General features: G+C 55.6%; 25 protein-coding genes. 8 read left to right on the forward strand and 17 right to left on the reverse strand.

Annotated features, from left to right (window positions below):
* Positions 1-128 precede the first annotated feature (128 nt).
* From ABD890_RS03415 to ABD890_RS03425, 3 genes are all read right to left on the reverse strand, one after another.
* On the reverse strand, positions 129-581 hold the full coding sequence (locus ABD890_RS03415) for a hypothetical protein (protein ID WP_345085892.1): 453 nt from the start codon (positions 579-581) through the stop codon (positions 129-131).
* Between the two features lie 78 nt (positions 582-659).
* Complete coding sequence (locus ABD890_RS03420; protein ID WP_345085894.1) at positions 660-1,745, reverse strand: DUF1559 domain-containing protein; 1,086 nt, start codon at positions 1,743-1,745, stop codon at positions 660-662.
* Between the two features lie 492 nt (positions 1,746-2,237).
* A complete protein-coding gene (locus ABD890_RS03425) occupies positions 2,238-3,443 on the reverse strand; it encodes a hypothetical protein (protein WP_345085895.1) in 1,206 nt (401 codons plus the stop codon).
* Between the two features lie 418 nt (positions 3,444-3,861).
* Here ABD890_RS03425 and ABD890_RS03430 point away from each other — a divergent pair, with 418 nt between their 5' ends.
* Positions 3,862-4,380: a hypothetical protein gene (locus ABD890_RS03430; RefSeq protein ID WP_345085897.1), complete on the forward strand. Its 519-nt coding sequence runs from the start codon at positions 3,862-3,864 to the stop codon at positions 4,378-4,380.
* A 36-nt stretch (positions 4,381-4,416) separates the two neighbouring features.
* Here the strand turns inward: ABD890_RS03430 and ABD890_RS03435 are convergent, their stop codons facing one another.
* The 3 genes from ABD890_RS03435 to ABD890_RS03445 form a co-directional block, all read right to left on the reverse strand.
* Positions 4,417-5,259 carry a hypothetical protein gene (locus ABD890_RS03435; protein ID WP_345085899.1) on the reverse strand — a complete coding sequence of 281 codons (843 nt, stop codon included), beginning with the start codon at positions 5,257-5,259 and terminating at the stop codon, positions 4,417-4,419.
* Positions 5,260-5,405: 146 nt separating this feature from the next.
* A complete protein-coding gene (locus ABD890_RS03440; RefSeq protein ID WP_345085901.1) occupies positions 5,406-6,797 on the reverse strand; it encodes a hypothetical protein in 1,392 nt (463 codons plus the stop codon).
* Between the two features lie 152 nt (positions 6,798-6,949).
* On the reverse strand, positions 6,950-7,342 hold the full coding sequence (locus ABD890_RS03445) for a hypothetical protein (RefSeq protein ID WP_345085903.1): 393 nt from the start codon (positions 7,340-7,342) through the stop codon (positions 6,950-6,952).
* 174 nt (positions 7,343-7,516) lie between these two features.
* Here ABD890_RS03445 and proC point away from each other — a divergent pair, with 174 nt between their 5' ends.
* Positions 7,517-8,332 (forward strand): pyrroline-5-carboxylate reductase, encoded by an 816-nt coding sequence (proC, locus tag ABD890_RS03450; RefSeq protein WP_345085905.1) that lies wholly within the window; start codon positions 7,517-7,519, stop codon positions 8,330-8,332.
* Positions 8,333-8,405: 73 nt separating this feature from the next.
* On the forward strand, positions 8,406-8,657 hold the full coding sequence (locus ABD890_RS03455; protein ID WP_345085907.1) for a hypothetical protein: 252 nt from the start codon (positions 8,406-8,408) through the stop codon (positions 8,655-8,657).
* A gap of 122 nt (positions 8,658-8,779) precedes the next feature.
* On the opposite strand, the gene ABD890_RS03460 is transcribed toward ABD890_RS03455, so the two are convergent.
* From ABD890_RS03460 to guaA, 3 genes are all read right to left on the reverse strand, one after another.
* On the reverse strand, positions 8,780-8,974 hold the full coding sequence (locus ABD890_RS03460) for a hypothetical protein (protein WP_345085909.1): 195 nt from the start codon (positions 8,972-8,974) through the stop codon (positions 8,780-8,782).
* 104 nt (positions 8,975-9,078) lie between these two features.
* Positions 9,079-10,758: an energy-dependent translational throttle protein EttA gene (gene ettA / locus ABD890_RS03465; protein ID WP_345085911.1), complete on the reverse strand. Its 1,680-nt coding sequence runs from the start codon at positions 10,756-10,758 to the stop codon at positions 9,079-9,081.
* 406 nt (positions 10,759-11,164) lie between these two features.
* Positions 11,165-12,748, reverse strand: coding sequence for a glutamine-hydrolyzing GMP synthase (gene guaA / locus ABD890_RS03470; protein ID WP_444542281.1), 1,584 nt, complete (start codon positions 12,746-12,748; stop codon positions 11,165-11,167).
* Between the two features lie 478 nt (positions 12,749-13,226).
* On the opposite strand from guaA, the gene ABD890_RS03475 reads away from it, so the two are divergent.
* On the forward strand, positions 13,227-15,362 hold the full coding sequence (locus ABD890_RS03475) for a YncE family protein (protein ID WP_345085913.1): 2,136 nt from the start codon (positions 13,227-13,229) through the stop codon (positions 15,360-15,362).
* Positions 15,363-15,439: 77 nt separating this feature from the next.
* On the opposite strand, the gene ABD890_RS03480 is transcribed toward ABD890_RS03475, so the two are convergent.
* A complete protein-coding gene (locus tag ABD890_RS03480) occupies positions 15,440-16,111 on the reverse strand; it encodes a DUF1003 domain-containing protein (protein ID WP_345085915.1) in 672 nt (223 codons plus the stop codon).
* A gap of 220 nt (positions 16,112-16,331) precedes the next feature.
* Here ABD890_RS03480 and surE point away from each other — a divergent pair, with 220 nt between their 5' ends.
* Together surE and ABD890_RS03490 are read left to right on the forward strand one after the other, a co-directional pair.
* Positions 16,332-17,105, forward strand: a complete 774-nt coding sequence (gene surE / locus ABD890_RS03485; protein WP_345085917.1) for a 5'/3'-nucleotidase SurE — start codon at positions 16,332-16,334, stop codon at positions 17,103-17,105.
* 117 nt (positions 17,106-17,222) lie between these two features.
* Positions 17,223-17,714, forward strand: coding sequence for a hypothetical protein (locus tag ABD890_RS03490; RefSeq protein WP_345085919.1), 492 nt, complete (start codon positions 17,223-17,225; stop codon positions 17,712-17,714).
* A 16-nt stretch (positions 17,715-17,730) separates the two neighbouring features.
* On the opposite strand, the gene ABD890_RS03495 is transcribed toward ABD890_RS03490, so the two are convergent.
* From ABD890_RS03495 to ABD890_RS03505, 3 genes are all read right to left on the reverse strand, one after another.
* Entirely contained in the window at positions 17,731-19,143 is a 1,413-nt protein-coding gene (locus ABD890_RS03495) for a sulfatase-like hydrolase/transferase (RefSeq protein WP_345085921.1), read from the reverse strand.
* 82 nt (positions 19,144-19,225) lie between these two features.
* The gene (locus ABD890_RS03500; RefSeq protein ID WP_345085923.1) at positions 19,226-19,975 is read right to left on the reverse strand and encodes a tetratricopeptide repeat protein; all 750 of its coding nucleotides are present in this window, start codon (positions 19,973-19,975) and stop codon (positions 19,226-19,228) included.
* Positions 19,976-20,006: 31 nt separating this feature from the next.
* Positions 20,007-20,381 carry a hypothetical protein gene (locus ABD890_RS03505; protein ID WP_345085925.1) on the reverse strand — a complete coding sequence of 125 codons (375 nt, stop codon included), beginning with the start codon at positions 20,379-20,381 and terminating at the stop codon, positions 20,007-20,009.
* Between the two features lie 832 nt (positions 20,382-21,213).
* On the opposite strand from ABD890_RS03505, the gene ABD890_RS03510 reads away from it, so the two are divergent.
* Positions 21,214-21,447 carry a carbon storage regulator gene (locus ABD890_RS03510; protein WP_345085926.1) on the forward strand — a complete coding sequence of 78 codons (234 nt, stop codon included), beginning with the start codon at positions 21,214-21,216 and terminating at the stop codon, positions 21,445-21,447.
* Between the two features lie 70 nt (positions 21,448-21,517).
* On the opposite strand, the gene ABD890_RS03515 is transcribed toward ABD890_RS03510, so the two are convergent.
* Positions 21,518-22,621, reverse strand: a complete 1,104-nt coding sequence (locus tag ABD890_RS03515) for a DegT/DnrJ/EryC1/StrS family aminotransferase (protein ID WP_345085928.1) — start codon at positions 22,619-22,621, stop codon at positions 21,518-21,520.
* A 189-nt stretch (positions 22,622-22,810) separates the two neighbouring features.
* Between ABD890_RS03515 and ABD890_RS03520 the strand changes: the two genes are divergently transcribed.
* Positions 22,811-24,916: an esterase/lipase family protein gene (locus ABD890_RS03520; RefSeq protein WP_345085930.1), complete on the forward strand. Its 2,106-nt coding sequence runs from the start codon at positions 22,811-22,813 to the stop codon at positions 24,914-24,916.
* A gap of 30 nt (positions 24,917-24,946) precedes the next feature.
* On the opposite strand, the gene ABD890_RS03525 is transcribed toward ABD890_RS03520, so the two are convergent.
* The 3 genes from ABD890_RS03525 to ABD890_RS03535 form a co-directional block, all read right to left on the reverse strand.
* Positions 24,947-25,321 carry a carbon storage regulator gene (locus tag ABD890_RS03525; protein ID WP_345085932.1) on the reverse strand — a complete coding sequence of 125 codons (375 nt, stop codon included), beginning with the start codon at positions 25,319-25,321 and terminating at the stop codon, positions 24,947-24,949.
* 494 nt (positions 25,322-25,815) lie between these two features.
* Positions 25,816-26,466: a hypothetical protein gene (locus tag ABD890_RS03530; RefSeq protein ID WP_345085934.1), complete on the reverse strand. Its 651-nt coding sequence runs from the start codon at positions 26,464-26,466 to the stop codon at positions 25,816-25,818.
* A complete protein-coding gene (locus ABD890_RS03535) occupies positions 26,415-26,756 on the reverse strand; it encodes a hypothetical protein (RefSeq protein ID WP_345085936.1) in 342 nt (113 codons plus the stop codon). Before ABD890_RS03535 ends, ABD890_RS03530 begins: the two co-directional genes overlap by 52 nt.
* Between the last annotated feature and the right edge of the window lie 6 nt (positions 26,757-26,762).

Here is a 26,762-nt window from a genome sequence, read left to right on the forward strand (position 1 = left end):
CTTCCGATCCAGGTAAGAAAAAAGGAGGCGTCCCGATTGGAACGCCTCCCCCGTGTGTTATTCCGGCAAAGAGAATTCGCGCGTCGAGCCGGCTGCTGGTTGAGATTTGCCGTGACTCGACGACCTGGTTAGTCGCGCAACTCGATCACGAGGTCCTGGTTTCCTTCAGGACCGATCGTTGCTGTCAGTCCGGAAGTCTTGTAGCTGATGTACTTCTCTGGCAGGAACGAGCGGGCAATCGACTTGTCGGCGTCGGGGTCGGTTGTTTCGATCTCGATCACTTCGGTCTTGACCGCGGAAACCTTGTATTCCGCCGGAACCATCCCGTCGTGCGTCGGATAGGCCTGCAGCACGAAACGTCCATCCATGTCGGTTCGAGCCGAACCACCTGGGAAGCCAGCGTGCTCGTCAACCGGTGTGAACACGATGATGGCCTCGGAAACGGGCTCGTTGTTATAGAGCAAAGTACCCGAGGCAGGCACTAACGCCATGGCACCATCAGGAAGAGCACGCCCCCCAAAACCACAACCAAACTGCCCCAGCATCAACACGCCTAGGACTGCGATGAATGCAATTCTCATGGTTTGTCTTTTTAACTCCACCAATCACACGGCCGAAAGCGGTCGACCGTGTGGTAAAAGCCAATAGGGAAGAATGCCTTAGTCGTTGCTGACCGTTTCGCCAGCGGCTCGGGTACCCAGGGCACCCCAAACGCCGTAAGGCGAAGCATAGCCAGCGTTATAAACCGGGTGAATCTGCGACTGGTCGCCGGTGTCGATCGTATCGGTAATGAACCGAGACGAACCATCAGCGAAGGTGCAGACGATACCGCCAGGATGCTTGCTACCGGCACTGTACAGCCCGACATACACGTGACCCATCTGCGGCTGCGTGAAGCAGGATGGCGAGTTCGGCGGGACGTTGGTGTGGAAGCCGGCGAAGAATTCAGCCCCATCCGCCCAGCGATAACCACGTAGTTGCTCGCCTGAAGCGACCCAACCATCGGCGTAATATTCGTTATTGTTGTAGTCGTACAACGCCTTACACGCGGCAGGATTATTGATCCGCGAAGTGCTGGCAACCATACCGATGTGACGACGCGAGGTTGGTCGCGAGAGCTCTGACAAGGCAATCGTGTTCGAGGTACCGTCGGTGATGTCGCGGAAACGGTACGACATGTACGAAGCGAACATACCACGCGAACCACGCACGGTTGGCGTCGTCACCGAAGTGCTGATCGCGGTGCCGTTGGCGCTGTCGCCACCACACATCACGTAGTTGTTCATACCGATCGCGGTGTTGGCTGGCGGTGGACCTTGGCCGTCCGAAGGACAGAGCAGGGCATCGACCACCGCTTCCGCGAACGTTGGACCGGTGATTTTCGAGGAATCCCATGGTGGAGCTTCGACACCACCCACGAAGTGATCGTAGAGTGCCTGCTGTTCGTAGAACGGAGCCAGGAACAAGAACCCGCTCAGGCGACTACGCTGACCACCGACCGACGAACTTGGAGCCCCCGTACCGCCATTACGAAACGGGAACGAGCCGAAAGCGTCGTGGTAGTTGTGCAGTGCCAGGCCCAACTGCTTCAAGTTGTTGGTGCACTGCATACGTCGTGCGGCTTCGCGAGCTTGCTGAACGGCTGGCAGAAGCAGAGCGATCAACACGCCGATGATCGCGATCACCACAAGCAGTTCCACCAAGGTAAAACCGCGCAGACGATTGCGGTTCAGACCCATTTGCATAGATACATCCTTATGAAGACGAAAAAACTGGTAGGCGTCAGACGACCATCCATCGCGCAATGCACGACGTAACCGCCGTTCGACGGAGGGGGAAGGCTTAAGCCTGGGAAGTTTAAGGATGCATGATTGGGGTAAGACTCAAACTAAAAACCGTTTGCCGAATCCGTCCATCCTTATCGCTGGGGGTGGCAATTAGTCGAAAAACACTCCTTTGCAGCAACAGAACTTGGTCTGCGCTAGACGAGCAGTGATAGCAAACGGGAGCGTTTTGCGCTTTATCCCACATTCACGCGGACATTCAGGCATTTATGGTCCCCATGCTTTGAATGGCCTACGCGACACGGGACTTAAGATTCGTTAGCCACCTAAGAACACGTCCGTGCAAATTGCTAACTATTCTGCGCAAAGAGATACGAAGAGTTTTGCCGTTTTTCGGCAGCTCGATGCCGGACCAATCGAGCTGCATTCTGAAACCGCTCTGGCGGGCACAGATTATCGCCGTTTTGAGTCGGCGATTTTCCAAAGCGGCGGCGTGTTGACGAAGCCATACTGCTTCGCGAAACCATCATCCCGAACACGTCGAGTCTCGGCGTGCGAAACCGCGAAGAGGGGCAAAATCGGAGTGCCATCTTCCCGCTTCTCGTACTCGGCGTCCTTCTTCTGACACATCAAAACACCACCCATGCGTCCGCCAGGGGTCTCGCCGATGAGGATGTCGATCTTCACAGGGCCTTTCAGCTTGATCCATTTGCCAGCATAGGCCGTACGAGTCGTGATGACCTTCGGGCCGCCGAACTCCTGTCGCAGGGAATTGTCGTAAGGACCATTCCCGACGTTCACCATCGGTTCCCACGAACCATCCAGTACCGGCTTGTTGTTGATATAGACCATCAGCATGTCGTCGAAGAACCCGACAAACCGCCATTCGCCATCTTCCGGCGGCGAGACCACTCCGGTGTAATGCACGAACCAGCCACGCGGCTCGACTTCACCCTCGACGTTGAAGGCTTTCGGGGCGTCGTTGGCATCCGCGTTCGGAATCATCAACTGCGATAGCTGCAATTGCGTGCTCGCCTCGAAGAACCTTTGCGTGGCCTGGTCCGACATGCCCGCCGCCACCAGGCGATTCATCGTGGCAATATAGTCAGGAAAACGACCGGTATAGTTGAGTGGTCGACGTGAGCGATCTTGCTTCATATCGAAGAAACGCCCCACCAGACCTGGACCATACATCCCGGCACCTGCTCCGGCACCACCGCCCCCGGAAGATCCAAAGCGACTGGCACTGTCGCCGCCGATCTCCTGCATCAGCGAATCACTCGACAACATCGACTCGAAGCTATCGACCACTTCCAGCGAGCTATCCATCATTTCGGCAGCTTCGACCTGAACGATCGGCGTTTCCTGCGCCTCGATCGTCAACGCTTCCGCCATCATCTCATTCAGCTCGTTTTCCATCTCGGAGAGATCTTCGGCGAACTCGAATTCCTCGAAGCTGTCCATTTCGAGCGACTCTTCCGAATCGTTGACGGCATCGATCACCATCATCTTCGGCTTTTCGTCCAGATCGACGGTCAGAACCACCAATAGAACGATCAGCATGAAGTGGACAAAGGCACTGGTCAGCATCGGAACGACGCGAAAGAACTTGTTGCCCGAGTGCGACGATTCAGTCGATTCCGGAGATTCGTTGTCCATAGAAACTATCTTGGCCAAGGGGAGATGCGGAGCAGGGATGGCGCGATCGTCTAAGCGCAATCACCGCCTTCGCACACAGAGTGCCAGCGAGTAGAAGACCGCTTAGATGATGGATATCCGCGAACCATCCCGAGAACTGTTCGGGGAAAGATTCGCAGTAGTTTAGACGGACTATTCCCGATCCGACGCCGCAGAAGGAAGAAAGATCGACAGAATTTTATACTTACTCCCTCCCGCTGTTTCTCGTGATATCTGAGACGACAACCGCGTCGTTTCAAACGACACTGCCCCCGCCTGATGCCCGTGAATCAGCCGTTAAGAAAATCAATCGAATTGAATGAGATTGGAATCGACCTGCACGGCCCGGATCGGATAGCCTTGCCGTACCTGCCAACTATTCTGCCGAGGAGCCCATCGGATGACTCGCCTTCTTCTGACAATCGCACTTTTGACTTGGCTACCCACGACTAGCTTTGCTGAAGAAAAGCCAGTGGAACCTCCGATCGAGTCGTACGTCGCTCTCGAGATCAAGCTAATGGAGCAGCGGCCAGGACGGGAAAAGCCTGTCTGCTTAGGACGGCCGATGGTGATGTGCATGCCAGGCTTCGAGTTCTCGATTCAGGTCGGCGGGGGGACCATGCCCTCGAAGTACTGGCCCGAGGAACAACGACTTGGATTCAAGTGCGTAGGCATGGTCACCGGCTATTCCGAACAGGGGTACGAAGTGAAGTTGTCGTACTCGAACGCGAATGTGCGCAAGTCAGACCAGGATCCCCACACCGAGATCTTCACCGAGACCACGACCAAACTGCGAACGTTACTCCAGCCAGAGAAAACGAAATCGATCCAGGTTGATCCGATTCACTTCCTGGAACTCAAACTGCAGAAAGCTCCACCGCGAAGCGTGGAATCCAAAGAGACCGCGGCGAACGAGTAGTCCGCGGAAAGAATCGACCAGGCAAAAAGCTGCGGCTTAGTTCTGCTGCTCGTCGAACACGCGACGCTGGTTTCGCTTGTTGCGAAAGATGCCGGTCTTGGTAGTCGCCGGCACCATTTCCTGGGCTGCGACTTCGTAGTTGAGAAGTTGAACGGTGGTCTTCGATTTCAACTTGCCGTTGGCATCGTAAGCGGTCATCCAGGTTCCGACCACAAAGCCTGGGACGTCGGCACATTGGGCTTCGACCGTTTCGGTCGTTTCATCGGAAGAGGTGGTCTTCTGGACGATGAAGGCAACCGTCTTGATCTCGGTCAGCACCGGGTAAGGCTTATTGAGGGCGATCACTTCCGACACCATTTGCTTCTGAGGTGTCTCGGCGCCAACTGGCGTAAAGGTGTACTCGCGACGCAGAATGTAAGGTGGCGTTTCTGGGTTATAGAAAACCTTGCCTACGATCTTGGTAGGTTCGTCGAGGACTTCCATCTGGCGTACTTCGCATTTGAAGGGCTTGCCGAGGATCGAAATCTTTTGCTCACCGGCTGGGGTAATGCGAACCCGCTGCCCGCCACTTTGCCCATTGATCCCGCTACGGAATTCGCGGATCGGCTTCTCGAAGACCTGACCACTGACTTCCGACTTGGCTTCACGTTCGAGAACGATGTAGTCCTGGCCGACTTCTTTAAGACGAATGGTCAGCGTGGTGGTCATCGACGAAACGAGTTCGCCATCTTTGAAGGTCTCGGTGACCTGCTTGACCTGCTTCCACGATCCTTCTGGGAAGCTTGCCCACTCGTGGTGCTCGTGCGGGACCAACAGTTCTTGCGCATGCCCCACGCAGGGAAGCAACAGCATGAACAGAAGAGCAGCGACACGAAGCATGGAAAGTTTTTCCAGTGAGGGCGACGGACACACTAGGATAGGTTTCCCTGCCAGTGCTGGCAAACCCTCCGGACGTATCTTGCCTAAGCTACCTTATCTTGGCTGAAGATGCATCCAAGAGGGTCGATTTCCCCCTTCGAGAGTTGCTAATTTCCATCATTTTCGCCAACAGACCCCTCAGTGGAGTCATTTTCTGGAACAATCTTACCCACCAATTGCGCATCGTCGCGTGGGAATAAAGTGCGCACGTCGAGCAGCAGTTCGTTGTCGCTTCCCTGGGCCGCAACCACCATCGGGAAGCCATGCAAGTGAGCGAATAGCGCTTCTTTGCCTTCGGCAGTCGGCTTGATAACGACTTGGCGCGTCGGCAGTTTCACGCCGCCTGGCAGTACGAAAGTTTCCGCTTCGCGCGTTGTCACCTCTTCAATCCAAGGCGAAATAACGAACTGCTCCGCCAGGCGAGTTGCCCGAAGATCGAGGTTTTCGATCGGCGTCGACAACAACGACAACACCGGAATCCGGTCGTCGACTCGTTCGCCTGATTGATGAATCCGAAGGCAAACCTCCAATTCCGCAAACGCTGGTGCGGAAGCTCCTAAGTAAGCGGCGACCGGAACGGACCGCAGTTTCGCGATCGCCTCTTGCGAACCGATGATGATGCCGCATTCCGGACCACCCAACAGCAAGCCGCCGCCGAGCGTCACCAGGTCGGCTCCACTGTCGATCGCTTGCCGAGCATCGCACAGCGCGAGCGATGGCTCGAGCCCTTCCGCCGTCAGACCCGCGATTCCGAGATCAGCCCAGATCGCAGCACCGGTCGACTTCAACGTTTCGATGGCTTCGCGTGTGCTCGGGATGGCCGCACTGCCGGCTCCGTCGAAGTTGGTTCGATCGAACCACAATAGCCGCTGCGCGTTGCCTTGCAGATCGTTGGCCATTTCCGCCAACTGAACCTGATTGCTCGAGCCGATCTCTTGCACGTCGACTGCTTCGAGCAGTTTCGGAAGATCAATTCCATCGAACGTGGCTGACATCTGGCAGCGTGGCACAAACACGCCACCGCCGGTCGAAGTGGTCGCGACCAGGTAGATCGCCGAAGCGCGATCTTTCACGACCATCGCGGCCTGGGCTCCGGTGATCTCGCACAGAAGTTGTTCGATCGCTTGCCGGAAGTTTTGCTGGGCTGATGCGAGTCGGTAGTCGTGCCGGCGTGCATGGGCTTGTACCACGATCTCGTCCGCCAACGGACCAACCGGAAACTGCGTTCCGAGAATCTGCCCCGAAGCGTTGATCACCTCAGGTCGGCTGAGTCCCCGCTGCCCGAGGATCCAATCCGAGATTTCGCTCGCCAAACTTTGCAGCGAAGCATAGGGCAGGGTAGGGGCCGCTTCCATCGCCAGCTTCTGATATGGCTGCAGGTAGGCTTTGATGCCGGCAGCGACGGTGCTGCTGGAAACCTTGTGAGCCAGATCTTTCAGCGGGCGCAGTTCCATCAACTGCGAGATGGACGGAATTCGATTCACAGGGGAATCCGACATGTGGCAACCTTTCATGCGTCTTAGGGTTGCCTTCTATTATGCCCCGCCGCGAAGCTTTTTTCACGGGGCCCTCATGTGCGCCCCGCGCATCAAAAAGGCCTCCCAGTTGGAGAGCCTGGGAGGCCTTCGGGAATTGGCTTGATGGCGGGAGCTTAAAACTCTGGCCGCGGTGCATCCAGGAAATCGCTGATCGTCTCGGCTGGGCGAGGTTCCGGATCGCTTTGGAACCACGAACCAAACCAGGAACTTTCTTCCTTCTTCTTCGACGAGCGGTAGCCGCCGTTGTATTGATAGCGGGTATTGGTCTTCTTCTTATCATCCGCATCGTCAAACGGATTCAGGAAGTCGGCCGACTTCGAGAAGAAGTCCTTCGTCCCCTGATTGAACTTCTGGAGAGTGCTGGGTTCTTTCGACTTCTTTTTGCTACTCGCGGACGAACTGGTCCACGAAAGCGGGTTGTACCACTCGGCCGAAGCAGCGGCTGGCAGCGACAAGCATGAAATGCAAACGAGTGTCCAGACGAACAGCGTTTTAGTGCGAATCATTTCTTCGACTCCGTTAGTGGAAACATAGCAGGGGCGAATAGTTTCAATTTCGCGAGACCCTGTCCAGATCAATCCGCTTAAAAAAGTGACGTATTGCGACTTTTCTTGCCGATTGTCGCCGCCAGTAATTTTCCTTAGAGTGGCACTTCCCCAAACACCTAACAGGATGCATTCATGTCGAGCGAAATTCCCCGTATTGGCTTCCTTGGCGCCGGGCAGATGGCCTTGGCCATGGCTCATGGTTTTGTCACGAACGGGGGGATCCCAGGCGGCCAGATCGTGGCCTCCGATCCATTTCCTGAAGCCCGAACTCGCTTCGAGAACCAGATTTCCGGCGCGAAGACGACGACCTCGAATCAAACGGTGGTCGATCAAAGCGACGTCGTTTTCCTGGCGGTCAAGCCGCAGATGATGGCCGAAGCTGCTGCCACCATCAACGACATCCCTGATAGCTGCCTGTTTGTTTCGATCGCTGCGGGACTGTCGATTACCAAGCTGAAAGAGTTGTTCCCGACGAAGCGGATGATCCGCGTCATGCCAAACACACCTTGCCTGGTTGGCATGTCCGCATGTGCGTTCTCGGCTGGCGAAGGAGTCGAAGCGGCCGACATCGACGTCACGCAGAAGCTTCTAAACGCAACGGGCCTGGCTTTGCAGGTTCCTGAAAAGCAGTTGGATGCGGTGACCGGTTTGTCTGGTTCCGGTCCGGCGTTCATCTACATACTGATCGAAGCGATGAGCGACGCAGGCGTTCGCGAGGGACTGCCGCGAGGCATCGCTTTGCAGTTAGCAGCCCAAACCGTCAAAGGGGCCGCTGAGATGGTTCTGGCGACCGGAGAGCACCCGGGTGTCCTTAAAGACAAGGTGGCCAGTCCCGGCGGAACGACCATCGCGGGAATCCACGAATTGGAGAAAAAAGGCTTTCGTGGGGCAATTATCGACGCGATTTCGGCTGCAGCGGGGCGTTCTCGCGAATTAGGGCTGGATTGACAACCCAAACAGCCGATGCGAGTAATATAATGAAATGGCTAAGAGAGACAGCCTGAATGATAAGGAGTCGCCCATGAGTTCGCTCTTTTGCATCATCGACGACAAACACGTACCGATCTATCGGATCCTTTGGATTTCCGCCGTGCCGCACTTCTGCGGTGAAGAGGATTGCCAATGTGAAGGGCGGTATGAAGTCCGCCTGGAACAAGGCGAATCGCTGTGGACCAATCGCGAAGAACGCGACGATGTCCTGCAAGCGTTAGAAAAGTGGCACACCGGGGACGACCTGGATGCCGGCGGCCAAGACTTCGAGAGCTGGTCGTAAATGTAACCTTCGCAATCAATCTTTAACTACATATGCAAAGAGCCTGGTCGGAAACGACCAGGCTCTTTGTTTTTTGATACGACGCGATTTTACCGAATCTCGGCCACGCGGCAGTTTCCCCGTTACTTCTTGGCGGCTTTCTTTTTGGCCGACTTCTTCTTCGGGGCGGCGGCACTTGCCTTCTTGGCGGTAGCCTTCGCTGCCGGCTTGCTCGATGCTTTCTTGGTTGCGGACTTCTTCTTGGCTGGGGCTGCGCCGAAGGCTGACTCCCATCCGGCTGAGTACTTTTCGGTGGAGCCCACACGAATGATAGACACGGTAAAAACCTCCTGGAAACGTTAGTGTCCCTGATTTCAGATCAAGAACGTGAATCTTCGTTTAGTTAATAACGTATTTCGCATACAGGTCAAGGACCAAGCCGCTAGCGAGCCAGCCTCTTGTACTTGAACCGATGCGGCTCATCCGCGCTAACGCCCAGACGTTCCTTCCGTTGTCGTTCGTACGCGTCGAAGTTTCCTTCGCACCAGTGCACGTAGCCGTCCCCTTCAAACGCCAGAATATGCGTGGCGATTCGATCGAGGAACCAACGGTCGTGGCTTGTTACGACCACACAACCAACATAGTTCAGAATCGCTTCTTCCAGGGCACGAAGCGTGTCGACGTCCAAGTCGTTCGTTGGTTCGTCCAACAGCAACACGTTGGAGCCACGACGCAGCAGCGTTGCCAGGTGAACTCGATTGCGTTCACCGCCGGAAAGCACACCGACCTTCTTTTCTTGGTCTGGGCCTTTGAAATTGAAGCGTGAAACGTACGAGCGGGCATTGACCTTTCGCTTGCCCAGTTCGATCAAGTCGTGACCGCCACTGATCTCTTGGAAGACCGTCTTTTCCGGATCCAAAGCATCTCGCGACTGATCGACATAACCGAGTTCGACCGTTTCGCCCATAACGATCTTGCCCGAGTCTGGCGACTCTTGCCCGGTCAGCATGCGGAACAAGGTGGTCTTACCGGCACCATTCGGTCCGATGATGCCCACGATACCACCAGCCGGCAAGCGGAAGTTGAGGTTCTCGACCAGCAGACGGTCGCCATAACCTTTGTTGACGTTCTGGACGTCGATCACCAGGTCGCCCAGACGCTTTCCAGGCGGGATCTGGATTTCGAATTCGTCTGGCTGATCGTCGTATTGTTCCGCGACCAACTTTTCGTAGGCGTTCACACGAGCCTTACCTTTGGACTGCTTTGCCTTGGCAGACGAGCGAATCCATTCCAGTTCGCGCTGGAGGGTCTTCTGGCGGGCTTCGCTTTGCTTCTCTTCCACGGCCAGACGCTTCTGCTTCTGCTCGAGCCACGACGAGTAGTTGCCTTCGAATGGAATCCCCTTACCGCGGTCGAGTTCCAGAATCCAGCCGGCGACATTGTCCAGGAAGTAACGATCGTGGGTCACGGCGACGATTGTGCCGGCGTACTGAGCCAGGTGATGTTCCAGCCACAGAATCGATTCGGCGTCCAAGTGGTTCGTTGGTTCGTCGAGCAGCAGCAGGTCAGGCTTCTTCAGCAGCAGTTGGCAGAGGGCCACGCGGCGACGTTCACCACCAGAGAGGTTCGTCACGCCCGATTCGGCATCTGGCAGGTTCATTGCGGCCATTGCGATCTCGATCTCGCGGTCGAGCTCCCAACTGTTGGTCGCTTCAATCTTGTCTTGCAGCGTCGCCATCTCTTCGTAGAGGGCGTTCATCTCGTCTTCTGGCAGATCTTCGCCCAGCTTGCCGGTGATCTCGTTGAAGCGAGTCAGCAGCCCGCGACGCTCGGCCACGGCTTCCTCAACGTTCTCCAGAACGTTCTTATCCGGGTTGAGCTGCGGTTCCTGAGGAAGATAGCCCACCGTAAATCCATTACTAAGACGGGCTTCTCCGTCAAATTCCTTGTCGATTCCGGCCATAATCTTGAGCAAGGTACTTTTACCTGCCCCATTTCGGCCCAGAACGCCAATTTTTGCGCCCGGATAGAAGGCTAGGTAAACTTCCTTTAATACCTCGCGAGGACCAATCTTCTTGGTCAGTCGCTCCATCTGGAAGATAAAATTCTTGCTTATAGCCATCGCCAAATCCCTGTTTAGGGGAACACTTCTAGTCCTTGCGCCATTGCATACAGTTAAGAAACGCTACCACTCTATGTAAAAATGGTCACCGCAAACCATTTCCTGCTGGAAAAAATCCTTCCGTCAGGCGGATTTTATGGTTGCAAGCATGCGATTCTCTGGTACGATCCGAAGTGTTGGAAGCACACTCCAACCCTTACTAATCTCATCTCTTGTCGGTACGAATGAATTTGGTTTCGAGGATTCCCATCCCCATTCCTCGCCCCGCCAAAAACTGAATTCTTCTCGCACCATCCCGATCAACAGCGTGGCTAGTCCCCCTAGCCACGCTTTTTTTATTGCCTCATCCCGCTGACCGGCAGCCCGAAGGCAGCGGTCAGCCGCGTATTCTCCGAGGCTTTTTCTTCTATTCCCACTCGATCGTTGCCGGTGGTTTTGTGCTGATGTCGTAGCAGACGCGATTGACCCCTTTCACCTCGTTGATGATACGGGTCGAAATGCGAGCGAGTACTTCGTAGGGGAGGTCGCTCCACGTCGCGGTCATGAAGTCGTCGGTGTCGACACAGCGGACACAGACGGCATTGTCGTAGGTTCGGGCATCGCCCATTACACCCACGCTTTGAACTGGGAGCAGCACGGCAAAGCACTGCGATGTCGATCGATATAGTCCGGCCGACTTGATTTCGTTGACGACGATGGCGTCTGCTTCTCGCAGGACGGCCAATTTGTCTTCGCTGACCTCTCCCAAGCAGCGAACTGCCAGACCTGGACCTGGAAATGGATGCCGCCAGACAATGTCTTCGGGCAGCCCCAGTTCAATACCCAACTTACGGACTTCGTCTTTGAACAAGTCCCGCAGCGGTTCGACCAGGTCGAATCCAAGTTCGGCGGGCAAACCACCCACGTTGTGATGCAGTTTGATCACGGCCGCCGGACCGTCGACCGCGGCCCCACTCTCGATCACGTCAGGATAGAGCGTTCCCTGGGCGAGGAATTTGGCATCCTTAATCTTGGTCGCCTCTTCCTTGAAACACTCGATGAATTCGTAACCGATTCGCTTCCGTTTCTCTTGCGGGTCCGACACACCCTTTAGCTTCTCCAGGAAGCGTTCGCGGGCATTCACCACGTGCAAGTCGGTTTTGAAGTGCGAAGAAAACTCGGCAATCACCGCAGCTTCTTCGTCTTTTCGGAGCAGGCCGTTGTCGACCAGGATGCAGGACAACTGATCGCCGATCGCACGATAGAGCAGGGCGGCAACCACCGACGAATCGACACCGCCGGAAAGGCCGCAAATCACGCGAGCATCGCCCACTTCTTCTCGGATACGGACAATCGTTTCGCGAGCGAAGTCACCCAGTTTCCACGTTCCTTCGCAGCCGCAGATCGAGATCACGAAGTTCCGCAGGATTTGGCTACCCAGAGGCGTATGCGTGACTTCAGGATGGAATTGAATGCCGAACTGCTTCCGATCAACGTGACGCATCGCCGCCACCGGACAAGTACGCGTCGAAGCCAGCGGGCGGAACAGCCCGCTGATTTGCTCGACCTGGTCGCCGTGGCTCATCCAGACGTCGGTTTCGTCCGGCAAGCCGGCCAACAAGTCGGTTGGATCGCTGATACGGATATGAGCGTGTCCATATTCCCGAGCCGATGCGTTGCGGACATTGCCACCAAAACGCTCGCACATCAACTGCATGCCGTAGCAGATGCCCAGGATCGGAATGTCGAGATCGAAGATCGCGGGGTCGCATTTCGGCGCGTCTGGCTCGTAAACGCTGGAAGGACCACCAGATAGGATGATTCCCTGCGGAGCCAACTCTCGGATGCGTTCTGCCGTGATGTCGTGTCGGACGATTTCGCAGTAAACGTTCTGCTCTCGAACCCGGCGAGCGATCAGTTGGGCATATTGCGACCCAAAGTCGAGAACGAGAACCCGTTCCGAATAGATGTCGGTCATACCAGGGGAGCTGACGGAGGCGGTATCAGGCATAGTTTCCGTCCGTGATCGTCGAGCCGTGAAAGGAGGCTCGGGAAATGAAAAATCCCGCCAAGCAATGGGGCGGGAAGTGGAAACGGGCGATTATATCGCGACTTTTCACTGGTTCCAACCGGCAAGCCTCTCGCAAATGGGGAACTCGCGGGATTCCCGGGCTTTTCGGCGTTCGAGCGGCTTCGCCGTGATCACGAGACTCCATTCCCAGTTCAATCGTCGACCTACGAGCCCCTCGAAGGCCGATCGTTTCTTGGGCTGGCGATCAATGGAAGCTCAGTCCGCGCAATCTCAAAGGGACTCGATGGCTGTTCTTAACCGACAATCGCTACGAATTGCGCAATCCCCAAGGGCAGTAGACGCAAATCACCAAATAGGTGGTTTGAATGCTCCCAATTGGAATGAGGGCTCGGTAGACTGAGAACTCTCTTAGCGAGCTATCGAATTCCCCCGTTCGTCCAGCCGAGATCTTTCACCCATGCGAACCTCTCTCTTTCTCTCCGCAATGTTCGTTTCCCTTTCTGTTGCTGCCGGCCCTTGCCACTGTCAGGCCGACGATCCGCAGCCTTCCGCACAGCAATTGGCGGCCGAGATCGATGCATTGACTCGGCGGGGCGGCAATGCAGACTTCCCGGCGCCAACGGTCTTCGACCTGCAAATCGAAGACACCAAGATGCAGGAGTTCCATTTCTCGCGCGACATGAAGACGCTTGTGGCGACCGATACCGGTCCCAACGCCCACGTTTACGACATGGAAACGGGGAAGCGCATTCACCGGTTCCCGCTCAGAAAAGACCTTCGTCGTGGCAGCTGCGAATACGTGATCTCTCCCGATGCGAAGCTCATCCTCGTCCACCAGCGAACCAATCAAATCGACGTTGTCGACAGCCATTCGGGCAAAGTGTTGCACACCCATGCAGTCTTACCCGAGACAACCTCCCAGATGGGGTTTTCAATCGATGGCAAGCAAATCTACATGGTCGACATCAGGGGTAACTCGGCAATAACGACCCCGCTGGAAGACGCCACCGAAGTCCATAAGAGCGAAATCGAATTTAAGACCCGGCATATCGCAATGGCGATGGGGCCGCAAAACACGTGGTGGAAACGAATTCAAGGAATCGATGGCGAGACGAAGCATTGGTTCTTTACGGGCGAAAAGATCATGGAAGACTTGATCGTCCTTCCGGAACACTACGCCGTCGACGCGAACGAAGGTGGCTATTGCTGGACCTTGGGAATCAAAGCGATTTTCGGGCACTTCAACACCGGCAAAAGGGCCGGCACGTTCACCGGAGTTCATGTGGAGTCGGAATATGGCAGTGGCCGGGCCGCACTTTCGACCGACGGACGGCATATGTCGATGTCTGGTCGCCACTATGTCGAAGTTTATCGCTACAACGACCCAAGCTACCGCGTCGCCTTGATCAAGGTCCCGTCCGAGTTCGAGCATTCGGTCACCTATACCTACCCGGACCACCAATGCCTGGCAGGTCTCAGCCAGGACCGCCAAAGCCTCTTGATCTCGAAAATCGAAGGGAACTGGCTCGATACGGACTATGCAGTCCGTGATGCGATCGAACGTTTAATCGATGCCAAACGCTTCGATGCGTTGGAAGAACTGGGACGGATGTGGGATGGCAAGATCGACCACTTCCGTGAAGTCGAGCATGAAACGCCCGGCAGCTTCCTGGTTTCGCGAATCGCCCACTACGTGCCGGAAGGTGTTGACCTCGACGTTCGCAATCAACGGTATCGCGAGTGGATCGAGAACCATCCCGACAACTGCAACATGATGCGACTTGGCTTGTTCTACCATCACCGCTGTGCCGCTTACGACGCACGTGGAGGTGGCTTCGCGAACACCGTGACCGAAGAAGGCTGGAACGTCTACCGAGAAGAGATCGTAAAGTCGTGGGAAGTCCTGGAACCGATGCTCGAACAGGAAAAGATTCCGGCGGAAGGCTATACCTGTTTGATCATGACCGGCCGCGATTTGCAGTGGGAATACGAGGACATCAATCCGCTGCTGCGCAAGTCGGTGGTCGAATATCCGATGTACCACCGCACCTTCGCCGAAGAAGGGGTGGCCCGGCTTCCTCGCTGGGGAGGTCGTCCGGCCGATACGCGTAACCTGGCGAAAACAGCCGCCGACAAGGTCGGAGGGGACGACGGCGATATGTTGTACGCTCATATTGCTCGCCATGTGGCACGCTTCGTTTCCTATCCCGGGCTGGTAACGGAATGCCGTTTCGATCCGGACCGGGTTCTGCGGGGGTTTGTCCTCATCTCGAAGACCTCTGACGATAAGAAATTGCTGCGTAACGCCTTGAACTTCGCTTCCATGATGGACGACGTTGAAGCAGGCAAAGTCATCGCGCAGCGGATGCTCGATATCGACAACATGCTTGTTTACCGGAGCGCGACCCCCGTCTGGAAAAACGCCTGCATCGAGGTCCTGGAAGAGGCGATCGCCAAGACCGACGATGGTTCGCGAAAAGAAGAACTGAGCAAGCTGCTGGAACGAATTCGTAACATGGATGACGACCCGGAAGAAAAAGGCGAAAAGATCCGAGCCTTCCAGGAAGCCCTGGCGGAAGAGAACGCGATCTAAACTTCCCGCCAACCATCGAACGTTCATCAAGCCTGCGTGACGTTGGGCGTCGTGAAGCGAATCTCGCTTCCATGTCGCTATTCACGCGGGCTTCTTTGTTGGCTGGTCAATTGCTCCATCATTTCCATTTGCACTTGCTGAATCTCGAGCAGGCGTTGCCATTGGTGCGACAACAATTGATCGAGCTTTGCATGCAGTAAGCGGATCTCGAGCTCGGCCCGAAAGTTCACCTGGAAGTCGTATTCCGACCGCATTCGATCTTTCGATTCCTGTCGCTTCTGGCTCATCAAAATGACCGGGGCCTGGATCGCCGCCAGGCAGGAAAGCACCAGGTTCAGCAAGATGAACGGGTAAGGATCGAACGGGTGCGACTGCAGCCAATGGCTGTTAATCATCATCCAGATTGCCGTGGTCGCCATGAACAAGGTCAGAAAGCTCCAACTGCCTCCGAAACTGGCCAACCAGTCGGAAAGTTTCTCCGGCGTGGTTAGTTGACCTTCAAACGTCTCGTTAACGTTTGCCGCGATCGACTCTTGCTCGCGCATGGCATCGAGAACCTGCAGTTCCAACACTGAAAGTTCCCCCTTTTCCTGTTCCAGCAGGTGATGGAAGTATTCCGTTCGGAAGCGGTTCAAGCATTCCAGGCAGATCGATCCCTCGGTGCTCCAATCGGGGCGAGCCGCCTGGATCTCTTGGACGATCACATCGCGAAGCGAATCGCCAGGAACCATCTCGGCACAGGGCTTCATCTGGGAACAAAAAGAACAGGGACTCGCCGCATGTTTTCGCCTGGTCATTTCCGCTACTCGTCACGAAAAGAAATAATAGGATCCGCCGAACTCTGGCAGAATCATACCGTGGCCGGCAATCTTCTCCCTAGACGTCCCGCCACGGTTAAGCCTTCGGGCGCCTCGTTTACGGACGTTGGAATTGCCGTAAGATGGAGGAAAAACCCGAGGTGGAACCACGATGAAAATCTTGCTGGCTAACGACGATGGCATTTACGCTCCTGGGCTCGCCGCGATGGAAAAGGCCCTGCGAGAACTGGGCGACGTGACCGTGATTGCTCCGGCAACCGAACAGAGTGGCGTTGGCCACTCGATTACCTTCCTCAGCCCGCTGGTCTGCAAAGCGGTTTACGATGGGGATCGCCGGCGCGGATTCGCCGTGGAAGGGAGCCCGGCCGACTGCGTCAAACTGGGCGTGGTCGAACTGCTGGACGAACGCCCCGACCTGATCGTCAGTGGCATCAATGGTGGCCTGAACGCAGGGATCAACGTTCTGTATTCCGGGACGGTCGCCGCCGCGATTGAAGGGGCATTCTTTGGGATCACCAGCATCGCGGTCTCGCTGGAATGGAACGAACATGCCCGCTTCGATCGGGCCGCGGCGATGGCGCGACAGGTCATTTCGCAAATTCTAAAGCGCAAAACGAGTGCTCCCAGGCTGTATAACCTGAATATTCCGACTGCCGCTACAGAGCTACCTCCCGGGGAGGCCGAGCTGAAAGTGGTCCCCATGGGCGTTGCTCGTTACGGAGAGCATTTTGTCAAACGGAAAGATCCCCGAAACCGGGACTATTACTGGGCTACCGGCGATCCGCCGCCGGAACATGGCGAAGAAGAAACCGACCTCTCGGCGCTCGAAAAAGGCTTTTTGACCTTATCACCACTGCACTTTGATATGACCGAACGTGCGCAAATTAATGAAATGAAGCCTTGGAATCTTCGCGTCTCTGACTAGGGTAGAAGTACCCCGATTCACTTTTCAATTTAAATTCCGGCACAGAGCGCCGGCGTCGAATTGCGCATCCGCCGCACAAGGGACCTGTGTGGCTGCGTCTGACTGATCGACATTGCTATGTTTGTACGAAAAGTGATTCTCCTCGGAGTACTGTCCGTAGGGCTTGGCGCGCTGGTCGCCTCCCCGGCAACGGCCAACGATTGGCTTCTGGCCCCTAGCTTTTACAGCCACGATCCAGAAACGGGTCAAAGGGCCGTCCAATACACGCAGCCTCAACCAGCGTATGTTCAGGAAAACCCGTCGTACCTGAAATCGGGCTACCATCATCGCCGCTCGACCATCCGTGGCTTTGACGGAAGTCTCGACCAATTGCATATCGTCGAAGAATGGGGACGTCCGGTTCGACCGTATGGCGAATGGGAACGACCTTACCGTCCTTACTCGGTGCCGTATCAACTGTGGGGACAACCTTACGGCGGTCTGGGACCTGTGTTCCAGAACAACTTTGGCGGCCCCAACAATCCCAACTTCCGACCGGGCGGCGGCCCAGGCGGGAATGGACCAGGCGGTTACGGCCGTCCCGGTGCCCCTCAGGGTCCGGTCTATTAATCAACCACCACCGCGGTCACTTCGCTTCGGAGAACCAATCCGGAGCGTTGGCCGTGGCGGTCGCATACTTGGCGAGCAAAGCCTTCTTCAGTCGAGCGACCACTTGCGGATGCTGTGAGGCGACATTCTCTTTCTCGCCGATATCTTCGGTCACGTTGTAAAGCTCGAACTTCGTGAACTTTGCCCCAGCAATCAGTGGGTAGTCTCCCTTTTTGTAAGCCGCACCAGGCTTTACCTCGCCTTGGTCCCACAGGGCAACCAGCTTCCAGTCGCCATCGCGAACGGCCACCTTGCCATCGCCGTACGCTCGGTAGTAATGCCAGAACAGCGGCTTGTCGCGCTGAATTGTCTTCCCCTCGAACATGCCCACCAGGCTCGTCCCATCGAGCTTCGACGTGTCGTTCAATTCGACGCCTGCCAGTTCGCAGCAGGTCGGCAGAATATCGAGCGAACAGACCGGCAGATCCGATTCGATCCCGACCGGCACATGCCCAGGGAATCGAACAATCCCAGGCACGCGAATCCCGCCTTCATAGATGTGCAGCTTCATGCCACGCAGCGGCCCCGACGAACCATGCGATCGCCACGCGTTGGGATAACGATCGAGCGTTTCCGGGCCGTTGTCGCTGGTGAACAGCACCAGCGTGTTGTCCTGCAGCTTCAATCGCTTGAGGGTTTCCATTAAACTGCCGACCGCGCGATCCATGTTGGTAACGTTGGCATAGTACAACGCCTCTCCCTTCTTATCCGCATCGGGATAGGTCTCGACCAGTGCGGCTGGCGAAGCGATCGGTTCGTGCGGCTCGTGGAAAGTGACCAGTGCGAAGAATGGTTTGGCAGGGTCGCGATGTTCGAGCCACTTGCTCGCTTCGCCGGCAACGACCTGGCACGAATACCCTTCGGTCGGGCCAACTTCTTTTCCATTGCGAACGAAGTTCGTCGGATTTGCGTGCGTGGGTGCCGCGTTATTCTGCGTTGCGAACCAATAGTCGAACCCCATGTCGCCTGGCTGCGGCTGCTCTGCCGAATTGAACTTGCCGTTGCAGTGCCATTTGCCAAACAGGCCTGTCTGATAGCCGGCATCCTTCAGTAGCCGGGCCACCGTTGGTTCCTGCTTCTGAACATGCATCGGCGAGCCAGCCGGAATCCAGTCATAGATGCCAAGCTGCGTCGGTGTTTGGCCGGTAATCAATCCTGCCCGCGATGGCGAGCAAACCGGGGCCGCGCTATAGCACGAAGTCAATCGTATGCCTTCGGCCGCCAGTTGATTGAGATGCGGCGTCTTGATTGAAGGGTGACCGAAACATTCCAGATCGCCATATCCCAGGTCGTCGCAGAGGATCACCAGAACGTTGGGGCGATTGTCTGCCCGAAGCGACGCAGGCAACCCGAGCAGAATCAACAACAGCAAGAACGAAGTCCAGCGCATGACGGAAAGCCTTTCCACGGAGAGGGGCAGGGGAGGAGGAGGCGAGGTACCGACCAACCTTAACAGGTCCGCAACGTGAAAGCTACTTTGCGGCGGGCTTCGCCGGCGCTGCCTGCTTGGTGACTTCCGCGTGGGCGATACGAGCCGTATTCCACATGTACTCGCTGATACGGCTCGAACCTGTTTCCAGCAGTTTCTTGTCACCTGCCTGGGCCAGGTAGTCGGCCGCCTTGGCCTTATCGTCTTGCGCCAGGTAATACAGGCCAACGTAAAGGAGCGTGTAGAAACGATAGCCTGCCTCGGCTTCGCCATTGAGTTCCGTCTGCTGCATCTTTTCGAGCGTTTGCTGCGGCGTCAGTTTGCCTCGATACAGTTCCAACACTTCCATCAAGCCAGGCCGCGAATCGCGTTCGATTGGCAACAAGGTCTCACGGGCAGTGGCGACGCCTTTCGACTTGGCCAGACACAGGTATCGCCAAACTGAGTTCTCGACGTCCTGATCGTGGTAGTTCTGGTAATCGAGAAATTGCTTCGCCCCTGCTTCGTAGTCGCCAGCGAAGTAGCACGAGATGCCACGTTCCCAAAGTTCGTCGCTGCGGCGTGGTTCGAGTTTAATGAGTTGGTCGAAGTCGGCGACCGATTGGCGGAAGTTGCTCACCTCGAAGTTCGCCACGCCCCGCAAGTAATAGAGTCGCGGGATTTCAGGACGAAGCTCGATCATGCCGTCCAGGGCCTTCACCGCCCCGGCACTATCCGATTGAGCCCAAGCCTTTTGAAGCTGAGAGCTGAACTGCGTAAACTTCTCTTCGGAGTCTTCCTGGCCAAGTGCCATGCTCGAGAGACCGAAAAGGAGGAGAAAGAAGCTACACCCCGTCAAACAGCGGGAGATCGTCATTAAAGTCGCGATGCACATCGTGAACAATCCGTTGGAGGGGCTTTCGGCGAATGCGACGCTGAGCCTCTTCCAGAAGGCACCAGCGAGACCGAAAGTCGTTGGCAGGAGGACGTGTGGTCACCGGACCAACGTACTGAAAAGCATGGGCTCGCAGGATGCCAGGCTCTTCATTCCGAGAGCGGCGAAGCGTTGCCACAGGCTCTGATGCTAACGGACGTACCCGCAGATTCCAATGGTTTTCGATATGCCCCAGCAGTGTTTCCGGCATCTCCGCCGGAGGCATTACGAATGTCGGGAAGCCCCAGCGAGCAGACTGCGGATCGGTCTTCAGCCAGAACTCCATTCCAAACGCAGTCCTTCGCACGACCACTGCGCAGATCCATTTTCTGTGGGGCATTCGAGGTCGATTGGGCGAAAGTACACGACAAAGCAGTAAACACAACCAGTCCCGCAGAGGGACCCTCTACGATGGTACTGGAGATCTACCTTATCGGCAACTAATTGGACAGGGAATGAAGGGTTTTATCCGTAGCGGCCCCCATTCGAGCGAGAACATGCCGCCAAAGCGGTGACGCGACGGCATTGATAGCATCAATTTCGCAAGTGTCCTGTATGTGGCTGTTTTTCGCTGGTTTCTTAACAACCGAATTGGTAGAGCAGCGCCCATTGCCCAGTTGTCTCATTATTTGCCCACTGCTATCCCGCAATCGCCATCACGGCGATGCCTCTGCAATCAGCCACCGCTGTCCCCTCCAAAGAACTGGTTTTACGCAAAAATCGGAATGAATTGACCCGATATGGTCACGTTTTCGCGTAAACGGAGCAGAACCGCCAGGCAAACCGGGGACAACTACCCCACAATTAAGGTAGGTGTATCATCGTGATTTCATCTCAGTTTGACCGGCAGTTCTCAAATCAAGACAGAACGTCGGTAAACCAGTGATTTTTCTTGAGCCAAAATAAAGAATTTTCGCAATCCGTAAGACATTGCAAACGAACAACTTACAAAATCATCCAACTCAACCCAGTTCGCTTTCCCAAGTTCTGGCCCCTGAGTTGCACTAACCGACTGCCACACAGAGGGACTCAGCACAGTGAGTGTCGAGACCTCATCAAACGGCAAATTACCCGGTCAAGACGATCTAATTTAAATCCGCCACGGAGGAGTTGAGGTCATGTTAGTTCTGAGTCGTAAAGTCGGTGATTCGATCAAGATTGGCGATAACATCGAAATCGTGATCAATCGTATTTCAGGCAACCGAGTCACCATCGGGGTTGAAGCTCCGAAAGATGTCCGGATCCTTCGCGGCGAAGTTGAAGTTGATCTCGACGATCATAGTGACGCTGTCCTCGCTTTGAGTGGCCTGCTGAGTGCAGCCCAGATTGACTACAGCCACTCGGCAAGCTAAACCAATTCACCCGACGCCGCGTTTCGTTGGTCGCGGCATCAGGGTGAAGTCGTATTTGTACCGTCGCGCTTCAGGGTCTGGGAAATTGGTGTTCCAGTTCTTCCGAGATCCAATGTGCCAACCGGTCAACGATCTCTTTGTCCCGTAACAACACGGGGTGATGCAGAATGACCGTTTGTTCGCTCGCATCCTTTGCTGATTTAAGCCTTCCCACCTTCCGAGCTTGGCTCGCTGGGCGTTTGGTGAATCCACGGAATCCCTCTGCCAAGGGAACTCCGTCTCTCTGAGCGTTCGCGATCAGCCACCGAGCAGTCTCTGTCGATTCGCATTTCCACGCATGCTTATAGAACGCTGGCTCTCCCAAGGCGTTCCATGCGACGGGGGCCAATATGCCATTGAAACTGTGTAGTGCCGCGCGCAGGCGTTTGATATTCGACAATCGCGTTTGATTCGCTGCTTCCAGAGTCTGCCATTGCGGAATCAGAACAGCGGCTTGCAGTTCGCTCAGCGGGAAAGCATGATTTCCCCGCTCGCAGAAGACCTTTGCCCGCTGCATCACATCGGCCCGGTTGGACAATATCGCGCCGCCACGCCCGGCAGTGATTAGCTTACTGCCACCGAAGCTCAAAACGCCTACATCTCCCAGGCTTCCTAGCCGCTTGCCGTTGAGCCGCCCGCCGGTCGACTGACAAGCATCTTCCACAATCGCCAGGCCGTGCCGATCGGCGATTTCGCGAATCTGTTTCATATCGGCGATGCCACCATGCAGGTGAGAGACGATGATCGCCGAGCTCTTTTCGCTGATCGCTTCTTCAATTTGCCCTGGATCAATACACCAGGTCTTCGGATCAATATCCACCAATACCGGGAACAGCCCCACGTCCTGGATCGCTCGGAAGTTACCTGGAAAGTCGTACGCAGCGAGCAACACTTCGGAACCCGCCGGCAAATTCAATCCCTGCAAGGCGATTTGGACTGCGATCGTGCCTGAAGCACAAGTCAACGCATGATCGACCTGATGAAAGGTGGCGAGTGTGGCTTCCAGCTTCTCGACATTGGGGCCGTGATAGCGTCCCCAACTGCCATCTTGATACGCCCCGAGGAGCGCATCGCGAATCGCTTCGTTGTTGTTCGTAGGCCAGGCGTTCCAGTCCGGATTCCAAGCCGGTTCCACTTCGTGATCGCTGATAGCTAGCTCCTCGCAATTTCCGCTCGGCTGGGTGGTTTTTGAGTCGATCTTCCATTGACGAACTTTTCTCAATCTTTGTATTGTCTTCCGGCCTATTGCCCTGTCCAGCGTGGATCAAGGGTTCTTGGCAGCGAGTCTCTGGAGCCACCAACAACCAACGTCGAGATCAGTCGTATGATCCGTTCGATAAATCGCACCATGATTGAACCCGATCAGGGACGCTTGTTCGTTCGAACTAACGGCTGCCTTCTTCTTGTCTTGCTGATTCTGGTTAGCGGTTGCGGTACCCAGAAATGGGCGAGTGTTCGCAAGACTCCGAGCAATCCGCTGGCAGGCCCACTGCAGTTGATGTCGAAAGATGGGCCGGCGGTTACCAAACGCACCCTTCAAACCCTTCGCCAATTGAACCTCGATAAGTATGCCCATGGCAACTACGAAGAAGGTTTGACGAAGCTCTCGAAGGTGATCGAGAAAGAGCCAACCGGCGAGAACCTTTACACCTATGCCGAGCTTTCGTACGTTGCCGGTGCCCGTGCCGATGCCGTCGGCCGTGATGCCACCGCGCTGGAAATGTACGCCGGCAGTGTTTCGCACGCCTATTACTACCTGTTTGAATGCCGCGATGGCGTTCGTGCGGATGGCTACGATCCTCGCTTCCGCCAGGCTTGCGACATTTACAACAAATCCCTGGAAGGCTCGCTCCGATTGGTCAAAGCCCAGGGACGTTTCCGGCAGGGCGAAACCTATCGCATCCAAACGCCGAACCAAGAGTTCCACGTTTCGCTCGATACCGTGGGCCGCTGGAAAGACACGAAGTTCCAAGACTTCAAATTCACTTCCGACTACGAAGTCGAAGGTTTGAAGAACCAGCATCGTCAGTATGGATTGGGCGTTCCGCTGATCGCCGAATGCAAAGACCAACCGCCTGAAGCGCCTGGCTCGGATTACTTCCCGCCGAATCTCACGTTCGCGCTGACGGCGTTTTTGCAAGTCGAACAAGACCCAACCATCGACCCGAAAACAAAGAAGAGCATCCACTATTGTAAGATCTTGCTCTACGATCCTCTGGAAGAACCCGAGATTGCAATCAATGGGCAGAAGATCCCGCTGGAAGCGGACATCAGTACACCGCTCGCCTATTTGCTTGATCAAGGAAAGGTTTCGCAAACCTACCTGGCGACGCTGGGGATGTTGACGCCAGGCGCTCAACAAGATCGCCGCGGGGTCTATATGTTGGAGCCTTACGATCCCAAGAAGATCCCCGTGGTGATGGTGCATGGCTTGTGGTCCAGCCCGATGACCTGGCTCGAAATGTTCAACGACCTGCGGGCTCAGCCTGAAATCCGCGACAACTACCAATTCTGGTTCTACATGTATCCGACCGGTCAGCCGTTCTGGATTTCAGCGACGCAGTTCCGTTCGGACCTTGATGGCCTTCGCCATCAACTCGACCCGCATCACACCGCCTTGGCCCTCGATCAAATGGTTCTGGTCGGGCACAGCATGGGCGGGCTGGTCTCGCGCATGCAAACCATTGAAAGTCAAAGCGAGTTCTGGCACCTAGTCAGCGATCGGTCGCCGGGCGAACTGCATGGCAGCAATGAAGACACGCAAGCACTCAAGGATGTGCTGTTCTTCCATCCGAGCTCGTCGGTCCGCCGGGTCATCACGATGGGCACGCCGCACCGCGGAAGCGACTTTGCAAACTCGACAACGCGCTGGCTGGGCAAGAACCTGATTGAACTGCCAACGTTTGTCACTGGTAGCAGCAATCGCCTGGTGGCAGCGAACCCGGGCTACTTCAAGAACAAAGACCTATTGGAAATCAGCACCAGCGTCGATTCGCTGGCACCAGACTCACCTGTTCTACCGGCGATCCTGGAAGCCCCCAAAGCGCCGTGGGTCAAATACCACACGGTGATCGGCGTGGTCGATCAAGAGACGTGGCTGGGTTATTTCTCGGGGCGCAGTGATGGCATCGTGAAATACGATAGCGCCCGTTTAGACGAGGCTGTTTCCGAGAAGATTGTGACCGCGGATCATAACACAGTCCATCGAAACCCAGAGAGCGTGCTCGAGGTTCGGCGTATCCTGCGGGAACACATTCAGCAGTTGCGGCAGGAATACTATAGTTCTCTTCAGCAGCCGGCGATCGCTCCGATGCAAACGCCTGAGATCATGCCGGCCAGTCATCTGGCCCCGGTAGAGACACTGCCACCTTCGCAGCCTGTAAATACCTTGAGGCCTAGCGTTTATTCGACTCCCCCGTCGCCCAATTAGAACGAAGTCGAGGGAGTCGCTATCCTTCGACTAGCCAACGGAATTGGCGGCCCGAGCGGCAATGAACTCTCGCATGCTGGCAGCACGTGGCGAGTTGTTCTGATTCTTGGCTTCGGCTTCTGGATTCAAGCGAAACGAGATGACGCGATAGTCCTCATTGCCTTTCGGCTTGCCACCCAACGAAACAGATTCCATCTGATCGATACGTGGTGCAGCGGCTTGAGGCTCGGCCTCTTCGGCAGGAGCAGCTTCTTCTTCAGGTTCCAGTTCACTACGGACAATCTTGACGTCCGAAGGGGCTTCGATGCCGATGCGAACCGTGTTGCCCTTCACCTTCAGGATGGTGATGGTGACGCCTTCGCCGATCTGGATCTGCTGCTGCTGCTTACGAGTCAGAACTAACATGGTTTTTTACACTCCGTTGCAAAAGGGAAAATCCTAGGGTGGTTGTTTTGGTATCTCAGAGCATTTGCAAAGGGGATGCCAAACCACTTTAAAAAGAGCCCAGATTCCTCCAAATGGTTCATTCAGCGGGATTTAGTGCAAATCTGTTCACCACCTGGACTGCCAAGTAGTGTACAAATTTTCAAAATGAAGGCAAGCAACTTTGTCGAAATGACAAAACGGCAGGGAAAAATTGGCCAAAGTGGGGCCAGCATCCGAAAGAGGGTCGTTCGCCAGAGATGCGACGAGAATAAAAAAAAACGCCCAGCCACATGACCAAGGGCAGCATGTCGCCATAAAGGCGACTCAGGTCATATGGCCGGGCTGGGGCTTGGAAATGTACGCGTCGGCCAGCAACCATTCGTAATGCGCTGGTCAGCCCCTGAATTGCAAATCGAATATAACTTGTGGAAAGCTACGGCATTTACCGTATTTCGCCTAAGTCGCAAAAAAATTCAAAAACTGGGCACTGCCACCGCAGATATTGGAGGGGTTATCTCACCTGCTTGTTCCCCTCGAGGATCAAAAAACTGGTAAGAAATCAGGCGCCACTCTCCATCGGGATCCTTTTGGAAGGTCAGCACGAGGAACGTCGCAAAATCTCCATCCCATGCCTCATTGTTCTTTAAATGCCCTTCCATCTTCACGTTCAGCTTGGCAACCCCAATGATCGGTGTCGAGCCGGTCATAATGGTCACTTCCAGGTTGCGTTTTAGTTTGATGTGTTCGATTTGCACGTAGGCCATTTGTCGTTCGGCGACCGACTTGATCTGTTCGGCATCATCTGAGATGAAGCCTTTGACCCGTTCAACGTCGTTGGCTTCCAGGGCGGCGGCAATCTGATAGACCACCCCTTCGATGCGTTCCCCTTCGGTGACCACCACATATTCCAGGGCGAGCGCGAGCGAGCAGAGAGCGATCCAGCCAATCAGCAGGTAAAGAAATAGCTTCTTGCCGGTCTGCATCATCGTGCCGGCCAGAATCGCCCCGCCGATCACGGCGATGATGATGATCGGTAACGACTGTTCAAAGATCCACATGCGCGGGTCACCGTTTATGTTGATGGCTCTTCCGGTGGAGGTGGTGTGCGAAAGCGGAGAAACCACAGACGCCCCCAACCAATCGAGACCAGGATGCCAAGGATGGCAAACAAGTAGTTCAGGCCGATCAGCGTGTTGCCTGGGGATGAAACCGCGACTGCATCTGTGTCGGGGCTGCCAGAGGCCTGATTGGCGATTTGACGAGCCTGGTGCTGCCGCTCGATGTTGGCCTGACGGATATCAAGCTTGCCGCGGAAGAACACCAGCAAAATGAGCGCGACCGTGGCGAACAGATAGAGCCAAAACCAAGGAGAATCGGTGATCGGCTCGCGCTGCGGCGAAAGGGGCTCGCTCATGATTGT

Origin of the sequence: Bremerella cremea, assembly GCF_039541315.1 — a bacterium.
Classification (GTDB): domain Bacteria; phylum Planctomycetota; class Planctomycetia; order Pirellulales; family Pirellulaceae; genus Bremerella; species Bremerella cremea.